Origin of the sequence: Peribacillus saganii, from assembly GCF_003429095.1 — a bacterium.
GTDB classification, from domain to species: domain Bacteria; phylum Bacillota; class Bacilli; order Bacillales; family DSM-1321; genus Peribacillus; species Peribacillus saganii.
In genome coordinates this window covers 156,894-172,912 of record NZ_QVTE01000016.1, presented here as the reverse complement: position 1 = coordinate 172,912, position 16,019 = coordinate 156,894, and the positions used below count along the sequence as shown (strand labels likewise).

14 protein-coding genes and 1 pseudogene are annotated in these 16,019 nt (G+C 41.3%); 5 read left to right on the top strand and 10 right to left on the bottom strand.

The features are described 5' to 3' along the window. Positions 1–5 precede the first annotated feature (5 nt). Positions 6–1,367, bottom strand: coding sequence for a cytochrome ubiquinol oxidase subunit I (locus D0469_RS07505; RefSeq protein WP_117326006.1), 1,362 nt, complete (start codon positions 1,365–1,367; stop codon positions 6–8). 281 nt (positions 1,368–1,648) lie between these two features. Between D0469_RS07505 and D0469_RS07500 the strand changes: the two genes are divergently transcribed. Continuing rightward, positions 1,649–3,013, top strand: coding sequence for an amino acid permease (locus D0469_RS07500; protein ID WP_117326005.1), 1,365 nt, complete (start codon positions 1,649–1,651; stop codon positions 3,011–3,013). A 179-nt stretch (positions 3,014–3,192) separates the two neighbouring features. Here D0469_RS07500 and D0469_RS07495 read toward each other — a convergent pair whose 3' ends face one another. The 5 genes from D0469_RS07495 to D0469_RS07475 all read right to left on the bottom strand — a co-directional run bounded on the left by D0469_RS07495 (position 3,193) and on the right by D0469_RS07475 (position 10,919). Then, the gene (locus D0469_RS07495) at positions 3,193–3,744 is read right to left on the bottom strand and encodes a hypothetical protein (protein ID WP_117326004.1); all 552 of its coding nucleotides are present in this window, start codon (positions 3,742–3,744) and stop codon (positions 3,193–3,195) included. Positions 3,745–4,263: 519 nt separating this feature from the next. Continuing rightward, positions 4,264–6,711: a DNA topoisomerase IV subunit A gene (gene parC, locus D0469_RS07490; RefSeq protein WP_117326003.1), complete on the bottom strand. Its 2,448-nt coding sequence runs from the start codon at positions 6,709–6,711 to the stop codon at positions 4,264–4,266. Beyond that, on the bottom strand, positions 6,698–8,689 hold the full coding sequence (parE, locus tag D0469_RS07485) for a DNA topoisomerase IV subunit B (RefSeq protein ID WP_117326002.1): 1,992 nt from the start codon (positions 8,687–8,689) through the stop codon (positions 6,698–6,700). The genes parC and parE overlap by 14 nt, the downstream gene beginning before the upstream one ends. A 395-nt stretch (positions 8,690–9,084) precedes the next feature. Next, complete coding sequence (locus D0469_RS07480) at positions 9,085–9,495, bottom strand: CoA-binding protein (RefSeq protein ID WP_117326001.1); 411 nt, start codon at positions 9,493–9,495, stop codon at positions 9,085–9,087. A gap of 125 nt (positions 9,496–9,620) precedes the next feature. Further along, complete coding sequence (locus D0469_RS07475; protein WP_117326000.1) at positions 9,621–10,919, bottom strand: purine/pyrimidine permease; 1,299 nt, start codon at positions 10,917–10,919, stop codon at positions 9,621–9,623. 81 nt (positions 10,920–11,000) lie between these two features. Between D0469_RS07475 and plsY the strand changes: the two genes are divergently transcribed. Then, positions 11,001–11,609, top strand: coding sequence for a glycerol-3-phosphate 1-O-acyltransferase PlsY (plsY, locus tag D0469_RS07470; RefSeq protein ID WP_117326038.1), 609 nt, complete (start codon positions 11,001–11,003; stop codon positions 11,607–11,609). Between the two features lie 251 nt (positions 11,610–11,860). Here the strand turns inward: plsY and D0469_RS07465 are convergent, their stop codons facing one another. From D0469_RS07465 to D0469_RS07455, 3 genes are all read right to left on the bottom strand, one after another. Beyond that, complete coding sequence (locus D0469_RS07465; protein ID WP_233522978.1) at positions 11,861–12,064, bottom strand: hypothetical protein; 204 nt, start codon at positions 12,062–12,064, stop codon at positions 11,861–11,863. Between the two features lie 313 nt (positions 12,065–12,377). Next, a complete protein-coding gene (gene egtB, locus D0469_RS07460; protein ID WP_233522982.1) occupies positions 12,378–13,673 on the bottom strand; it encodes an ergothioneine biosynthesis protein EgtB in 1,296 nt (431 codons plus the stop codon). Between the two features lie 58 nt (positions 13,674–13,731). Beyond that, positions 13,732–14,358: a flavodoxin family protein gene (locus D0469_RS07455; protein WP_117325998.1), complete on the bottom strand. Its 627-nt coding sequence runs from the start codon at positions 14,356–14,358 to the stop codon at positions 13,732–13,734. A gap of 322 nt (positions 14,359–14,680) precedes the next feature. On the opposite strand from D0469_RS07455, the gene D0469_RS07450 reads away from it, so the two are divergent. From D0469_RS07450 to D0469_RS07440, 3 genes and pseudogenes are all read left to right on the top strand, one after another. Continuing rightward, positions 14,681–14,881, top strand: coding sequence for a hypothetical protein (locus D0469_RS07450; RefSeq protein WP_158553385.1), 201 nt, complete (start codon positions 14,681–14,683; stop codon positions 14,879–14,881). 207 nt (positions 14,882–15,088) lie between these two features. Further along, positions 15,089–15,259, top strand: a pseudogene (locus tag D0469_RS22110) (hypothetical protein); the annotation flags it as partial. Positions 15,260–15,363: 104 nt separating this feature from the next. Next, positions 15,364–15,654, top strand: a complete 291-nt coding sequence (locus tag D0469_RS07440; RefSeq protein ID WP_117325995.1) for a HesB/YadR/YfhF family protein — start codon at positions 15,364–15,366, stop codon at positions 15,652–15,654. A 41-nt stretch (positions 15,655–15,695) separates the two neighbouring features. Here D0469_RS07440 and D0469_RS07435 read toward each other — a convergent pair whose 3' ends face one another. Continuing rightward, positions 15,696–16,004, bottom strand: coding sequence for a hypothetical protein (locus tag D0469_RS07435; RefSeq protein ID WP_117325994.1), 309 nt, complete (start codon positions 16,002–16,004; stop codon positions 15,696–15,698). Positions 16,005–16,019 lie beyond the last annotated feature (15 nt).

Here is a 16,019-nt window from a genome sequence, read left to right as displayed (position 1 = left end):
CCTCCTTATGAGTTGGAATTAAGTGAAAACGGGCCATGCTTTTCGTCTTTCGCTAAATCATCACTTACTGTATGACGCTTGAAATAATAAAGCAGTACAAACACCACTGATGCAGCGAGAATTGCATACACAATTACAAATAAAATAAACAGCACTCCCAGATTAGTCGCGGTTGTCACCGATTCCTCTGTCGAAAGAATACGGTAAATATTCCAAGGCTGTCTGCCAGTGCAGGCAAATATCCATCCAAATTCAATTCCAGCTACTGCGAGCGGTCCTGAAAGACAAAAAGCCCACATAAATATTTTTGGATATTTTTCCTTCTTTAAAAACTTTCTCCAAACAATTCCCGCAGCGGACAGAAGTATCAAGAATGTTCCAATAAAAACCATGCCATTGAAAAGCGTGTGAACAAATAAAGGCGGCCAATATTCTTCTGGAAAATCATTTAGGCCAACCACTTTTGTATCAAAGCTGTTCCCCGATAAAAAGCTTAAAGCCCAGGGAATTTCAATCCCAAATTTCACTTCCTGCGTTTCCCTATCAGTAAAACCGCCAATTGTCAGTGGTGCATGAGTCTGAGTTTCAAAAAGGCCCTCTGCAGCAGCGAGCTTCTCAGGCTGCGTTTCATGAAGCATTTGCGTTGTATCATGCCCGTTCAGAGCTGTGGCAAAAGAGAAAATCAATCCCAGGATAAGGCTAAGCATGAGGGCTTTTTGATGAAATTCATAAACACGGTTGCTCAGTCCTCTTCTCAGCATTTTAAATGCCGAAACGGAAGCTATGACAAATGCCCCTACAGTATAAGCAGAAAACGACACGTGGAGAGCAGATGTAAGGAAGCTAGGGTTAAAAAAAGCAGCCCATGGATCAACATCTACGATCCTGCCATCTTCCACCCGAAACCCTGCCGGTGTTCCCTGAAATGCGTGAACATTGGTAATTAATATGGCCGATGCGACAGCACCAAAAGCCACTAGTGAAAGAGCTGCAATCCTCATCCAGGAAGAAATACGATTAGCAGCATACACATAAATTGACATAAATAGCGCTTCAATCAGGAATGCGTAAATTTCAATTTGGAACGGCAAAGCCATCACCCGGCCAATGACTTCCATGAATCCTGGCCAAAGCAACGACAATTGGACCCCAGCGATAGTACCTGTGGGAATACCCACTCCCAACAGTACCGCAAAGGTTTTTGTCCATCGGTTAGCCATGATTGCATAATCACGGTCCTTTGTTTTTTGATACAATAATTCAGCCGCCAGCATCATCATCGGAAGCCCGACTCCGATGGTGGCAAAAATAATATGAAAGGCCATGGTAGTCCCGAACATCGACCTGGCAATCGTTAAATGATCCATCTTTCTCATCCTTTCGCTTTTTAAGGTAATCTTAGCGTTACCAAATACCGAAAAAATATCTATTATTTGGCTAACAAAATATCAGGAAATGCAAAAGTCTTCGAGCTGGTTTATATGGCTGTTTCTTTGGTACCAGAGTATTTCGGCTCTCTTTACAAAATTATTCCGGTATACTATTATGAGTTGAATAATTTTATAGAAAGAGCCATCAACAATTTTCGGGAACAAAGATCTTTTTAGAAAGAACTGCTTCCGTCTTAAACGAAAGGAAGAAAAAGAAGATGGGGAATGAACATGAAAATTCACAACTTAACAGAGGGCTTGAGGAAAGACATATTTCATTAATGTCACTTGGTGCTGCGATCGGTGTCGGGCTTTTTCTTGGATCGGCGTCGGCAATCAAGCTGGCAGGCCCGGGCATCCTCCTTGCGTACGCTGCGGGCGGACTGGCAATCTTCTTCATCATGCGGGCGCTAGGCGAAATGGCGATCAAAAATCCTGTTGCTGGTTCCTTTAGCCGTTATGCCAGCGATTATGTAAGCCCTTTAGCTGGTTATTTAACCGGCTGGAATTATTGGTTTCTCTGGGTCGTTACCTGTATGGCGGAAATTACCGCAGTGGGAATTTATATGGAATTTTGGTTTCCTGATACAGAGCGATGGATGTGGGCCCTTGCTGCCTTAATCATCATGACTTCGGTAAACTTTCTGGCCGTCAAGGCCTATGGGGAGCTTGAGTTTTGGTTTGCTCTTATTAAGATCGTGACTATTGTGGCTATGATTATCATAGGGGCCGGAATGATTTTCTTCGGGCTGGGTAACGGAGGAGTAGCTACTGGATTTGGCCATCTAGTCAACAATGGCGGATTTTTTCCAAATGGCTTCTCCGGTGTCCTGATGTCACTGCAAATGGTTATGTTTGCATACCTTGGCATAGAAATGATCGGTGTCACCGCCGGAGAAGTAAAAAATCCGAAGAAATCAATTTCGCGTGCCATCGATACTGTTTTCTGGAGAATATTGATTTTTTATGTGCTGTCATTAGCAGTCATAATGTCCATTTACCCATGGAATCAAATTGGCTCAGAGGGAAGCCCATTTGTACTAACATTTGAAAAAATTGGGATTGCCGGCGCTGCCGGAATTATCAATTTCGTTGTCCTGACCGCAGCACTTTCTTCGTGTAACAGCGGGATTTTCAGTACAGGCCGGATGCTTTTCAATCTGGCTGAGCAAGGTGAAGCTCCAAGAAGCTATGGAAAGGTAACGAAAAATGGCGTGCCCGGTAAAGCACTGCTCGCTTCGGCGGGTGCTCTCCTGATTGGGGTCTGCCTGAACTATATAGTACCGGCCAAGGTGTTTACATGGGTAACAAGCATTGCAACATTTGGAGCTATCTGGACATGGGCAACTATTTTAATCTCGCAATTGAAATTCCGAAAGAAACTAACTTCTGAAGAATTTGACAAGCTGGAATATAAAATGCCACTTTTCCCATATAGCAATATTTTAGCGCTCCTGTTTTTAATTGTTGTCATAGCCGTCATGGCATATGTCCCTGATACTAGAATCGCACTCATAGTTGGCCCGCTCTGGTTTTTTATCTTAATTGCTGTCTATTACAGCAAAGGGCTGCATAGACGATAGAATAAGGAGAACCCTTGCCAGCATAATTGGCAAGGGTTTTTGTTTGTGGCTATGAAAAGTAGTTGTTAGTTTTTTAGGATTTAATATATAGAAGCAATCTAAATGAACGAGTAATTATGATTTACTAGTAAAAACGTGCAGGATGAAAGGAAGCATTAAATAATATTGCTTACATTTTATTAAAGCAAAGCTTTTCTTATTAACCTGTTGTATTCACTCCAAAAATCCATATACATCTCTTTGTCAAAGTTATCTGTAATTCTTTTTTCTTTCGAGCTGTCAAACCATCTTTTAGCTTGCTGGGCAAAAGAAAGAATTTGATTTTGGTATTCATTTCGGCTTACTGTAGCCACGAGTCCTGGGTAATGAACACTCCCCGTCTGCGGGTTTGTGGTAGTCACTTTTACAAAATCGGATAAAATTACTTTATCGTTTTTATGCTTTACAGACCAATGAATTGAAATGGGGCAGCCCATCATTAAAATGAGACCGCAGCCGTGGAGAATAAGCCCCTCTTCCTTTTCTGGATCACAAGTATAATCCCTATCAAGCGTTCTTAACAGTGCTAATGCAGACTCACTGATTCCCCATTCCTCCTCTATACCAGTTTGTGTGAGAATAGTACCGTTAATATTTAAGTATATTTCACCATGAGAACATACATCTGTATCCTCGTCAGTAAGCCATCTTTGATTTTCAATTTTTAATATAAAGGAATTTGATTTTTCCATTTAACATTCACCTTATCTTTTGGGATTTCGTGAAACATTTTTCACATGCAGGGTCCTCCAAAATTGATTAATGACCTACTTGTATTGTCATAAATTTATCGAGAAATCGATATATTCCAATTGTTGACGATAAAAATAGCCAGGTCGACGAAATAGACCAAAAGCTGATGAAAAAATGTACCAAGTCGCCGATTTTATATTTACGTCCTTTCCCCGGGAGGTATATGACCTTTAAAAGCAGTGATATATTGAAAAATATTAACGATAGTATGATGAAAGTTGACGATAATAGATGATAATCCGACTTATAAAAGCAGTACTGCCACTTCAAACATATAACCTTGGCAGGCTAGTGTAAAAATACTTCCTTTAAGTCAATCATCTACCTTTTGTTGTGTAATATTAACGGATCTTTATAACAACTGATGTAATATACCCCCCCTAATTTTAGGCAGCTGACATCAATTTATGCAGAAACCCTGCACGCAAAAACTGCGGCAGGGTTTCCTTATATCCTTATTATTCAACTGGAGGATCGGTTTCATTCTCCTGGACGGTTTTCCACATTTCTATGACTTTGCCGCTTTCGGCTTCATCAATTAAATATGAACCGTTCATATAGCGGTCGCTATTTTTCAGCTGTGCAACCGGTATGCTTTCAATTGTACCTTTTTGGGATTCAATAAAGATTGTATCTCCCTTTTGTCCAATTGTAACACCGATGATTCTATGCGGATTTGATTTTAGTTCTCGAAGCATAACAAGGCCTCTCTTCGCCCTGCTTGTTTTTTCGAACTCGGACATCTTCATTTTTTTAACAGCTCCGCGCTGGGTTGCAATGATGACAGAATCTGACTGAGAGTCCTCAATAACTTGTCCTCCCACGACAAAATCCCCGTCCTTCAAGCTTATCCCTTTAACCCCGGCTGCACGGGCACCAACAATGCTCACTTCTTCTTCATCAAACCATAACGCATAACCGAAGTAGGTGGCTAGGAATAACTCTGACTTGCCAGTAGTGAGATGCACATCAATTAACGAATCTTCGCCTTTAATGTTGACGGCAACCAATGGTTTCGAATATCGCTGGGCTTTATAAGCCGCTAATTCGGTTTTCTTGACCATGCCGTTCTTTGTAATAAACAGTAAATATCTTTCTGAATCAAATTCTTTGATTGGAATAGCCTTGATGATTTGTTCATCGCGGTCTATCGGAATTATATTGGCAATATGCTGTCCAATATCTTTCCAGCGTATATCAGGCAGCTGATGGACAGGACAGAATAGATAATTGCCCTTGTTGGTAAAAAGAAGGAGCACATCTGTCGTATTTACCTCATATTGACCTAATATCCTGTCTGATTCCTTCATGCCGAACGATTGTCCGCCAGATGCTGCATAAGAACGAAGAGAAGTACGCTTTACATAGCCTTCTTTAGTGACGGTAGCCATTACATCCTCACTGGCAATTAGAACCTCGAGATTGATTTTGATTTCTTCGATTTGATCCTCAATCCGTGAACGGCGCTCATCATTAAAGTCTTTTTTGACTTCTTTCAATTCTTTCTTTATAACACTCTGGAGCTTTCGTTCATTATCCAAAATAGACATTAGTTCGGCAATTTTCTTTTCAAGCTCTTCAGCTTCTGCTTGAAGCGCCGTGATGTCTGTATTTGTTAATCGATAAAGCTGGAGAGATACAATTGCTTCAGCCTGTGGTTCTGTAAAACCAAACTTGGCAATCAGATTGTCCTTTGCATCCCGTTTGTCATTCGAAGCACGGATGGCGGCAATGACCTCATCTAAAATAGATAATGCCTTCATTAGTCCTTCAACAATATGGGAACGGTCACGAGCCTTTTCAAGCTCAAATCGTGACCTGTTGATAATAACTTCTTTTCGGTGGTCAATATAGGCATCCAGAAGCTTTTTAATCCCCATAAGCACTGGGCGCTTCTTATAAATGGCAACCATATTGAAGTTGTATGCAACCTGAAGATCGGAGTTTTTATATAAATAATTCAGTACGCCGGCACCATCTGCATCCTTTTTCAATTCAATAACAATCCGAAGTCCAGTTCGGTCCGTTTCATCCCGGACTTCCGAGATACCTTCGACTTTGCGGTCAAGCCGGAACTCATCAATTTTTTTTACAAGATTGGCTTTATTGACTTCATACGGAATTTCCGTAATCACGATTTGCTGTTTGCCGCCGCGGATGTCTTCAATCTCCGCTTTTCCTCGGATAATAATCTTGCCTTTACCAGTTTCATAGGCCTTTTTGATACCATCTACACCTTGAATGATGCCGCCAGTAGGAAAATCAGGACCTTTAATTACGGTCATAAGTTCATCGACTGTACAATCCGGCTTCTCAATACGCATGATTGCCGCATCTATCACTTCGCCTATTTGATGAGGCGGGATTTCTGTTGCATATCCTGCAGAAATACCAGTGGACCCATTGACAAGAAGGTTCGGGTAAAGAGCAGGAAGGACAACCGGTTCATTTGAAGTGTCATCAAAGTTCGGAACAAACTCGACCGTTCGTTTATCGATATCCTTGAGCAGTTCGCCGGCAATCGCAGAGAGCCTTGCTTCTGTATAACGCATGGCAGCCGGCGGATCGCCGTCGATGCTCCCGTTGTTCCCGTGCATCTCGATCATTAGTTTGCGAAGCTTCCAATCCTGGCTCATCCTCACCATGGCGTCATAAACCGAGCTGTCGCCATGCGGATGGAAATTACCAATTACATTCCCGACCGTTTTCGCCGACTTTCTAAATGCCTTTTCATGGGTATTGCCTTCTTCATGCATCGCAAATAGGATTCGCCGCTGAACAGGCTTCAAGCCGTCACGCGCATCAGGAAGCGCGCGATCCTGGATAATATATTTACTATAGCGGCCAAAACGGTCGCCTATTACCTCTTCTAGAGGCAAGTCACGAAATTTTTCAGTTGCTGACATCTGCCTGGTTGTCCTCCTCTATCATCGAAATATTTTCATTATCCAAAATATTCGAATCTTCTTCGAGACCAAAGGCAACATTTGATTCAATCCACTTCCTGCGCGGCTCCACCTTGTCACCCATCAGCGTCGTAACCCGCCGCTCGGCACGGGCAGCATCATCAATCCGAACACGTATTAATGTTCTTGTCTCCGGATCCATGGTTGTTTCCCATAATTGGTCTGCATTCATTTCTCCAAGCCCTTTATAGCGCTGAAGCATATACCCGCGGCCTACTTTTTTGATTACATCCTGGAGATCGTCATCGCTCCAGCTGTACTCTATTACTTCCTTTTTACCGCTCCCTTTGCTCACCTTGTAAAGCGGCGGCAGGGCAATATATACCTTACCGGCTTCAATTAGCGGCTTCATGTAGCGATAAAAGAATGTCAGCAAAAGCACCTGGATATGGGCGCCATCCGTATCGGCATCCGTCATGATAATGATTTTATCGTAATTTATGTCTTCCACGTTAAAATCAGGGCCTACTCCCCCGCCAATTGCATGGATAATCGTATTGATCTCTTCATTTTTAAAAATATCCTGAAGCTTTGCCTTTTCTGTATTGATTACCTTACCCCGGAGCGGCAGCACTGCCTGGAATCGGCGATCGCGGCCCTGTTTTGCCGAACCGCCTGCAGAGTCACCCTCAACCAGGTATAATTCATTCCTTTGAGGATTGCGCGATTGGGCAGGAGTCAGCTTACCTGAAAGGATTGCTTCCGATTTCTTCCGCTTCTTTCCGCTTCTCGCTTCCTCTCTGGCTTTACGTGCAGCTTCCCTGGCCTGGAAAGCCTTAATTGATTTCTTTACCAGCAAGGTACCTGTCTCCGGATTTTCTTCAAAGAAATAAGCGAGATGCTCTGAAACTATCGAATCAACCGCCGATCGTGCATCGCTTGTCCCCAGCTTGCTTTTAGTCTGGCCTTCAAATTGAAGCAGTTCTTCTGGAATCCTGGCTGAAATAATAGCTGACAGACCCTCGCGGATATCAGACCCTTCAAGGTTTTTATCCTTTTCCTTCAACAGGCCGGTCTTTCTCGCATATTCATTGAAAGCCCTTGTCATAGCCGTTTTGGCACCCACTTCATGGGTCCCACCGTCCTTGGTGCGGACATTATTGACAAAGCTTAGGACGTTTTCAGAAAAGCCGTCATTAAATTGAAAAGCAAAGTCAATTTCAATTCCATTTTGTTCGCCTTCAAAGCTGACCACCTGGTGAAGCGTGTCTTTTTCTTCGTTTAGGTAGGCAACGAAGGCTTCTATTCCATTTTCAAAATAAAAAAGGTCCTGATTGTCATGGCGATCATCAATCAATTCAATTTTCATCCCTTTTAACAGGAATGCTGATTCGCGCAGGCGTTCAGATAGGGTTTCATAATTGAAGGTTGTTGTTGAAAATATTGATGGATCAGGCTTAAAGTGGATCTTTGTTCCGGACTGATTCGTTTTTCCAGTCTTTTCAAGAGTAGTTAGCGGCTTTCCTCCTTCATGAAAACGCTGTTCATACACAAACCCGTCGCGTTTGATTGTAACGATGAGCCATTCTGATAAGGCATTAACTACCGAAGCACCCACTCCGTGCAGACCGCCGCTCGTTTTGTATCCTCCCTGGCCGAATTTTCCGCCAGCGTGCAAAATAGTCAAAATGACTTCAGGAGTGGGTTTGCCCATTTTATGCATACCTGTTGGCATACCGCGTCCTTTATCAGTTACGCTAATACTGTTATCTTTATGTATCCTCACAATTATATGATCGCCAAAGCCTGCCAGCGCTTCGTCAACGGAATTATCTACAATTTCATAAACAAGATGGTGAAGCCCGCGTACATCTGTACTTCCGATATACATGCCCGGACGTTTTCTGACGGCTTCAAGGCCTTCAAGCACCTGTATCGCATCGTCATTATATTCGATTGGCTTAACATTTCTAGCCACTAAAAAATCCCCTTTCGTTTCAAGCACAAAGCATCTTTACATTGCTGGCAAACGCAATCACCCAGTCTACATGCATGATGCCTACCGAACAATTCTTGCTCCAATACTATTATAAGCCAATTTAGCAAAAAGAACAAATGTTCCCACACTGTATTGAAGTATACAATTTTTTATACGGTCTCAATAAAACGCCTTATGACTTATTGTAGCGATAATTTCTTATTTGGCAAATAACCTTTCGAAAAAAAAACGCTAATTCATGTTTATTAGCTTGTGTGGAATAAATTCTTTCTATGAAAATTGTATAGGGGAATGATAGGGGAAAAGATGCAAAAGGAGCGTTACATCCGCTCCTAAATACCACAGTTAAATAAAAATTCATGGTTCTATAGTACCTATTTAGTTAATGCGTGCTCTACTTTAATGCATCGGTCCATTATGACTGTGTATCCCTTGTCCCTTAGGGAATTAAATACCTGTTCATCCACGAGACCAAGCTGGGCCCAGAACACATCAGCATCAATTTGGATAAATTCCTCAGCAACCTCGGCAAGGTATTCAGATCTGCGGAATACATTCACTATATCTACATGCCCTTCAATATCCTTTAAGGAAGCGACCGCTTTAACTCCAAGCACTTCCTGGACAGACGGATTAACCGGAATAATTTCATAGCCGTTAGCCTGCATCGCTTGGGAAACCATATATGAAGTCCTTTCTGGATTGTCGGATAAACCAACAACCGCTATACGCTTAGTCTTTTTTAGAATCTCCCTTATTTCATCTCTGCCTGGATTTTCAATCATGCCAGAAGACCTCCTTGTAATAGTTTCTAATCTACCTGATAATATTAATACCCACTATTTTAAAATTAAACATTTGCCTTCGAATTCCTTCAAAGGAAAAAGAATAAAGGTCAATAGGATGTCTGCTAGCCGTTAGAACGTCGCTTTGCGATCTGAACGGTAAGACGGTCAGTAAAAATTGCGATAATGCTTCCAAGAATCATTCCATTATTTAAAATTGAGGTGGCAATAACAGGCAATCCTGCAAATGCTTTTGGCTCCAAAAACATCACCCCTATGCCACACTTAAGAGAAAAAGCGATTACGACCTTCGTCCTATCTGGCTCTGTTTCTTTCTCAAACTCTTTCAATGCCAGGCCTAGGATATTTGTAAAAATGACGAAAGTTACCGCATATCCAACCGGGACAGGAATGGACGAAAAAAGCCTCATCATGAAAGGAAAAAAGCTTAATATGATGACAAGCAAACTGCCTAGAAAGAAAGGCAGCCGTGCTGTAAATCCGGTTGATGCAATAAACCCCGCCGCCCCCGATATCGGTACAGGTCCAACTGCACTAAAAAGGCCCCCGAGCATCTGATTGATTCCTGTGGCAAATCCGGCCCTTTTCAGACTTGCCTTCTTTATATCACCCTTGACGGCGGATTTTATCACGCTTTCAGCAACCTGGACACTCGCAATCATATTCGTTAATAAAAGCAAGGTCACAAAAGCCGAAGCAGCTATCATACCTGGTTCAAAAACAGGCGGTCCAAAAACGAAGATCCCTGGAAAAGAAATGACATTTTCTGCAGATAAATCAATAGGTTTAACCGCTCCTGTAAGGATAAACAACAGCCAGCCTGCGGCTAAAGCAATCAAAATGGCATATTGACGGATAATTCCATTAGTATGGCGGGTAAGGTAAAAGGTGAAAAAAACAACAGCCATACTCAGCGCACCAATTTTCAAATCGATTCCTTCTTTAAAAAAGCCAATCCCAAGCATTCCGCTTATAAACGACTTGCTTAACTGCAAGACAAGCAAGAGCAAAAAAACACCTGTTACAACAGGCGTAAACAATCGGCTTATCTTAGTGATAATACCCGACAGGCTAAGCAGAACAAATAACAATCCGCTGGCAACCAAAGCAGCCTGTAGCGCTTGGAGCGTATTGGCTGCAGAACCAAAAAGTGAGGCCCCAAAACCAGCATACAATGCAAAAACACCCCACCAAAGCCCGGCAGGACCTTCATTAATTGGCAGCTTGTGACCGGCGGTAACCTGGATCATTCCTGCAATCCCGAGAACCATGATAGTCCTCTGGACAAAAGCCGCGGAATCTGACGGATTTAGCTGAAATAAATCTGCAATGGCAATAGGGGCAACAATGGATGAAGCAATCATGAAAGCCGCCCATTGAACGGCACCAAATAAATTTTTCATAATATAGTCTCCCTTATGGCTTTTTGTCCAACTCATGGTAAAATGAAGAGAAACTTGAAGATGGTAAGAAAGGGCATTTATATGATTACTATTATCTCATTAATTCTAGCGTATCTGATAGGCTCGATTCCTTCAGGACTGATTATTGGCAAGGTTTTTTACAAAAAAGATATCCGGGAGCATGGCAGCGGCAACCTGGGCGGAACCAATACCTTTCGGACTCTGGGTGTTAAAGCAGGTGTCGCAGTTACGCTGATGGATGTTCTGAAAGGAACGATTGCTACCCTTGTCCCAGCTTGGCTGGGCGCCGACATACATCCCCTATTGGCAGGTGTGTTCAGTGTTATCGGACATATGTTCCCTATCTTCGCAGGCTTTCGCGGAGGAAAGGCTGTAGCCACTTCGGGAGGAGTGTTGCTTGGGTATGCCCCGTTATTGTTCCTGCTGGTATTTCTTGTGTTTGCTTTGGGGCTCTTCATTACAAAATATGTTTCACTTGCCTCAATGATTACAGCTGTATTTGCCGTTTTATACACTCTCGCCACAAACCATGAAGACATTCCCCTGCTAATAGTCCTGCTTGTTATGGCGACCTTTATTATCTACCGCCACAGGGCAAACATCCGCCGAATCAGAAATAAAACCGAGCCAAAGATAAAATGGCTCTCATCCAAAAAAAACAGACAATAAAAAACATTGATGCAGTATATACACGGCAATAATACCCTCTCAGGCAGAAAGGGTGTTATTGCTGTTTTTGAATGTTTTTTATAACACAGACGCACTGCTTAAAAAGGAAATTTATGGTCTAGCCTTAATTTCATCAACACACAAAACTACAGCATGACTGGTGTTGGAGATGCTGCAAGATAAAAAATCCCGGTGAAAGCAAATAACAGCTGCATGGCAGCTGTTACTTGGTGCTTATATAAAACAGATTATCACTGTTCTTCCGAAGGCTCTTCTGTCATGTCCGGTTCATCTTTGTCAAGATTTTCCTCATCAGCCTCTGGAACTTCGAGCTCCATATTATCTTGTTCTTCCATGTTGTCATCTTCAGGCGCTGGATCAGCTTCAGCACACCCTGCTACTAATAAACCCGCACTTAAAGGGATTGATAAAAGTAGGTTTTTAAATTTCATCATATATCATCTCCTTAGTGACGTTTAATAAATAGATACCCTAATTAATCTTATTTAAACTTTCATATTGGCGGTTTAAACACTTCAAGTATTTGATATTGTTCTGGCAGTTTATCAGTTATTGCTTAATTAATAGATCATTTTAAAATCACTTAAACAGTAGTTATGCTGAATTATCACGCATAAAAAAAGCCATTCTATTGTTTATCTAGAATGACTACAGTCCTCTTGTTTTTTAAATATTGAACTGAACTAGTCACGCATGTCGTTTCAGGACTTTACCAAAATTTCCCTTTTTATGAATTTCTAGTCTCCATCATACATTCCCGGCTAAACGTATTCCAGTGAATTGCCAGCGCTTTTCCGGCTGGAAAAAGTTACGATACGTAGCACGAATATGGGTCGATGGGGTTGCACAAGAACCTCCTCGCAGCACCATCTGATTACACATGAATTTAGCGTTATATTCTCCTAATGCTCCCTCTAATGGTTTGGATCGGGGATAGGGTGAATATGCACTACTCGTCCATTCCCAAACATCTCCAAACATTTTAAAAAGCGATTTTTGTTCCTCTAAAGAGGATAATGGATGAAAATACTGATTTTCTACAAAATTCCCCTGAGGTATGAGACCCTCTGCTGCAACCTCCCACTCCGCTTCCGTGGGCAGTCTCTTTCCCGCCCATCTTGCATAAGCATCTGCTTCGTAAAAACTTACGTGGCATACAGGTTCATCTAAATGTAATAGTTTCTCCCCCGATAGAGTAAATTGCATCCACTCTTCATTTTCTTTTCTCCAATACAGCGGAGATTGCCAGCCAAACTTCTTTACAGCTGCCCAGCCGTCGGATAGCCAAAATTCAGGTTTCTTATAACCACCGTCTTCCATAAACAATAAAAATTCCCGATTTGTAACAGGGCGATTGGCAAGTATAAATGGCTCTAACCAAACTTTATGTCTTGGTCTCTCATTATCAAAAGAAAAATCGTCCCCACTATGCCCTATTTCCAGTAATCCCCCTTGAAATTCTTTAAATAATATAGGTATCTGATCATTATTACTTGTTTTCAAAGGTGCATATACCGGAAATAATGGGTTTTGGGAAAAATTGTACTTGATGTCAGTTATAAGCAGTTCTTGGTGCTGTTGTTCATGCTGCAGACCTATTTCTAATAAACTTTTAATTTCATCGATTTCGCTTTCATTACTATTTTCCATGAGCTGAACCATATTTTCATCCACATATTTCCGATATGTATACACCTCTTCAACACTCGGTCTTGCTAATACACCTCGATGATGACGGGGATGGAATGGCCCAATCGTTTCATAATACGAATTGAAAAGATAATCAAATTGAGGATTAAGCTCCTGATAATCTTTTTTAAACTCTTTTAATATAAATCGTTCAAAAAACCAAGTAGTATGGGCTATATGCCATTTGGGCGGGCTGCTATCGGCATTGGCCTGAATGATATAATCCTCAACTTCCAGCGGTTGAACAATTTGCTCAGTGAACAAACGGACTTCCTTGTAACGTGATACTAATGCATCTTTTTTCAGAGTAATAGTCATACTTATCTTCCTTTCATAAAATATTCCCGTTATCATCAATTAAAACTGCCGTAATTGTTCTATCCTTTTGCCAGTATTACTGGATTCTTGATATTTAACTCTTTACCACATTACCTTGAGCTGGAATTGGATTCTCTTTTAATAAGCGTGCAAAGTGAATGAGATTGTATGCCATTATCCGTGCATGTTGCATTGTAAACTCATTATTTTTTCCTTCGGCTTCAATAAATGAAGGTCCCGGCCCTGCTTCTCCAACCCAGTATGTATCGACATTTGGCGGGACGGTAAACCCTATATGCGATAGACTATATAAAATAGATGCCGCCGCATGTTTCGCGCCATCTTCATTTCCAGTAATGACGGCTCCACCCACTTTGTTGTAATAAATATATTGGCCTTTATCGTTTTTTAGTCGACTTCCTCCATAAAGCCTTTCAATTGCCTGGGTTGCAATACTGCTTTTTTCTCCAAGCCAGATAGGTGTACCAATAATTAATATATCTGCTTCTTTGACTTTTCGAAAAATAGCTGGCCATTGATCTCCTGCCCCTGCGTCTTCCGTTATTCCATAAGCCATATTATAGTCAGATAAACGGAGTACATCGGATTCGACGCCTTCTTTATCAAATATTTGGATCACTTCATTTATTAATGCCTGTGTATTTGATTGTTCTGGGCTCTTCTTTAAACTGCAGTTTAATACGATTGCTTTTATACTCAACTGCTCCCCCTCCCATACTATATGAATAATTCTTATTACCCTCTAAAGTTATAAATAAACCTTAGACATATTTCCCCGGTACTAACTAATGCAATTATTTAACAATAAGTACTAAATAAGTGCAGTTTCATTGAACCTCTTCTTCGGTGTACGAGGTTTTTAGGCTATCGTACATGCAACATGGGCATCAGTATGGACAATAAAGAACGTTGGAATACTATCTTTTGAGATGGATTCAGGGCTTTGCTAACTGCCTCAAGAGTATTTATGAAGCATTTACGGAAGAAATTATTAGGGGTTAAAATATTGATTTCTGGAGGCGATGGTGATTATTCCGTTTTTCAAGGAAAAGGATCGGGTTTTTATTTGGTTGATTCTTGCTTTTTCCTTAGGCGAGCTGGCTTATGTAGTTAATGTGAAGCTTGACGTTATTTTCTCGTTTCAGTCAACCGTAAAAGTTTCTAACCTGGCTGCTGCTGATGTGATAAGCTGTTCCGGTTTATATTGTAATGAGATCCTTTAAGGAACAGAAGCCATTTAGTTTCTCACGACCCGATTGGAATCATCCGGTTATGGCACCTCTTATGATTGTAGGCTTTCATACAATAAAGCTTAAGCACTTTCTGCTAGGTGCCATATGCTTGACGACTAACTGTTTTTTTACCCATGCTGAACGATAATCTTGGCAGCTGGAATATAAATTTCCTTATAGCAGGGCTTTTATGGACTTAGCCACATTTCTTCTGGGTTTACTTTGCCCATTTCACTTGTTTTTGCTATTAGCGGATTGCTCTATGCGATTCTCATGATCAAGGCAAAGAGCTTCGTCCCCGCCTTGATTTTGCATTTCTTTAACAACTTGCTTTTAACTTGGAGCGGGATTATATTTTTAGGATATTGAATTTCCTAACATTCATTTCATCAGTTTGAAGGTAGTATGTTCGCATGATAATGGGTTTTACTTTATAATTATAAAAGCAGAGGAAATTACGGAAGGGGATTAACATGAACATTTCGATCTCTGAAAAGGCGGCTGAATGGTATAAACGTGAATTAGACTTACAAGAGGGCGATTTTGTTCGCTTTTTTGTTAGATATGGTGGCTCTAGTGCAGTGCAAAGCGGGTTTTCGCTGGGGATCAATAAAGATAAGCCAGTAAATGCAGCAGCAAAAGCTATTTCTAACGGCATTTCTTTTTTTATAGAAGAAAATGATATATGGTATTTTGACGGCCATAATCTCGATATATCGTTTAATGAAAAATATGATGAACCGGTTTTTGATTATCAAAAATGAAATTAACAAAACGAAAACCTTGCCGGCGGCAAGGTTTTTATCTACTTTAATTCGCTTTCCTCAACCAATCTTTCATTAATTCCCTCAAGTTTAAGGATTTCCCGCTGTTTTTCGCCTAACAGATCAAAATGCGAATATCCTTCTTTTCGGATATGTATCCATTCTTTCTTCAGCCCATATTGTCGGCCCCATTCCGCCAGCCTGGCAAGGTCTTTGCAGCCTGCCTTTGTAATCGTCTTACAGCCAGGGAAACGGGGATCTAGCCAATAATGCGTTAAGAAGGCTATTTCACCTTGGTCTATTTTCTTTTTCCAATTTTCAATGTCTTCCCGTTTAATACCAAATGCCATTTTTATCTCCTGCCC

What these genes read in the sequence shown, in the direction of transcription:
- D0469_RS07495 (WP_117326004.1), bottom strand. Translation starts at nt 3,744, where the DNA reads ATGGAAAAATCAAATTCCTTTATATTAAAAATTGAAAATCAAAGATGG.
- D0469_RS07465 (WP_233522978.1), bottom strand. Translation starts at nt 12,064, where the DNA reads ATGATGAAATTTAAAAACCTACTTTTATCAATCCCTTTAAGTGCGGGT.
- D0469_RS07450 (WP_158553385.1), top strand. Translation starts at nt 14,681, where the DNA reads ATGGTGATTATTCCGTTTTTCAAGGAAAAGGATCGGGTTTTTATTTGG.
- plsY (WP_117326038.1), top strand. Translation starts at nt 11,001, where the DNA reads ATGATTACTATTATCTCATTAATTCTAGCGTATCTGATAGGCTCGATT.
- D0469_RS07475 (WP_117326000.1), bottom strand. Translation starts at nt 10,919, where the DNA reads ATGAAAAATTTATTTGGTGCCGTTCAATGGGCGGCTTTCATGATTGCT.
- parC (WP_117326003.1), bottom strand. Translation starts at nt 6,711, where the DNA reads ATGTCAGCAACTGAAAAATTTCGTGACTTGCCTCTAGAAGAGGTAATA.
- D0469_RS07505 (WP_117326006.1), bottom strand. Translation starts at nt 1,367, where the DNA reads ATGGATCATTTAACGATTGCCAGGTCGATGTTCGGGACTACCATGGCC.
- D0469_RS07440 (WP_117325995.1), top strand. Translation starts at nt 15,364, where the DNA reads ATGAACATTTCGATCTCTGAAAAGGCGGCTGAATGGTATAAACGTGAA.
- D0469_RS07480 (WP_117326001.1), bottom strand. Translation starts at nt 9,495, where the DNA reads ATGATTGAAAATCCAGGCAGAGATGAAATAAGGGAGATTCTAAAAAAG.
- D0469_RS07500 (WP_117326005.1), top strand. Translation starts at nt 1,649, where the DNA reads ATGGGGAATGAACATGAAAATTCACAACTTAACAGAGGGCTTGAGGAA.
- D0469_RS07435 (WP_117325994.1), bottom strand. Translation starts at nt 16,004, where the DNA reads ATGGCATTTGGTATTAAACGGGAAGACATTGAAAATTGGAAAAAGAAA.
- egtB (WP_233522982.1), bottom strand. Translation starts at nt 13,673, where the DNA reads ATGATAACGGGAATATTTTATGAAAGGAAGATAAGTATGACTATTACT.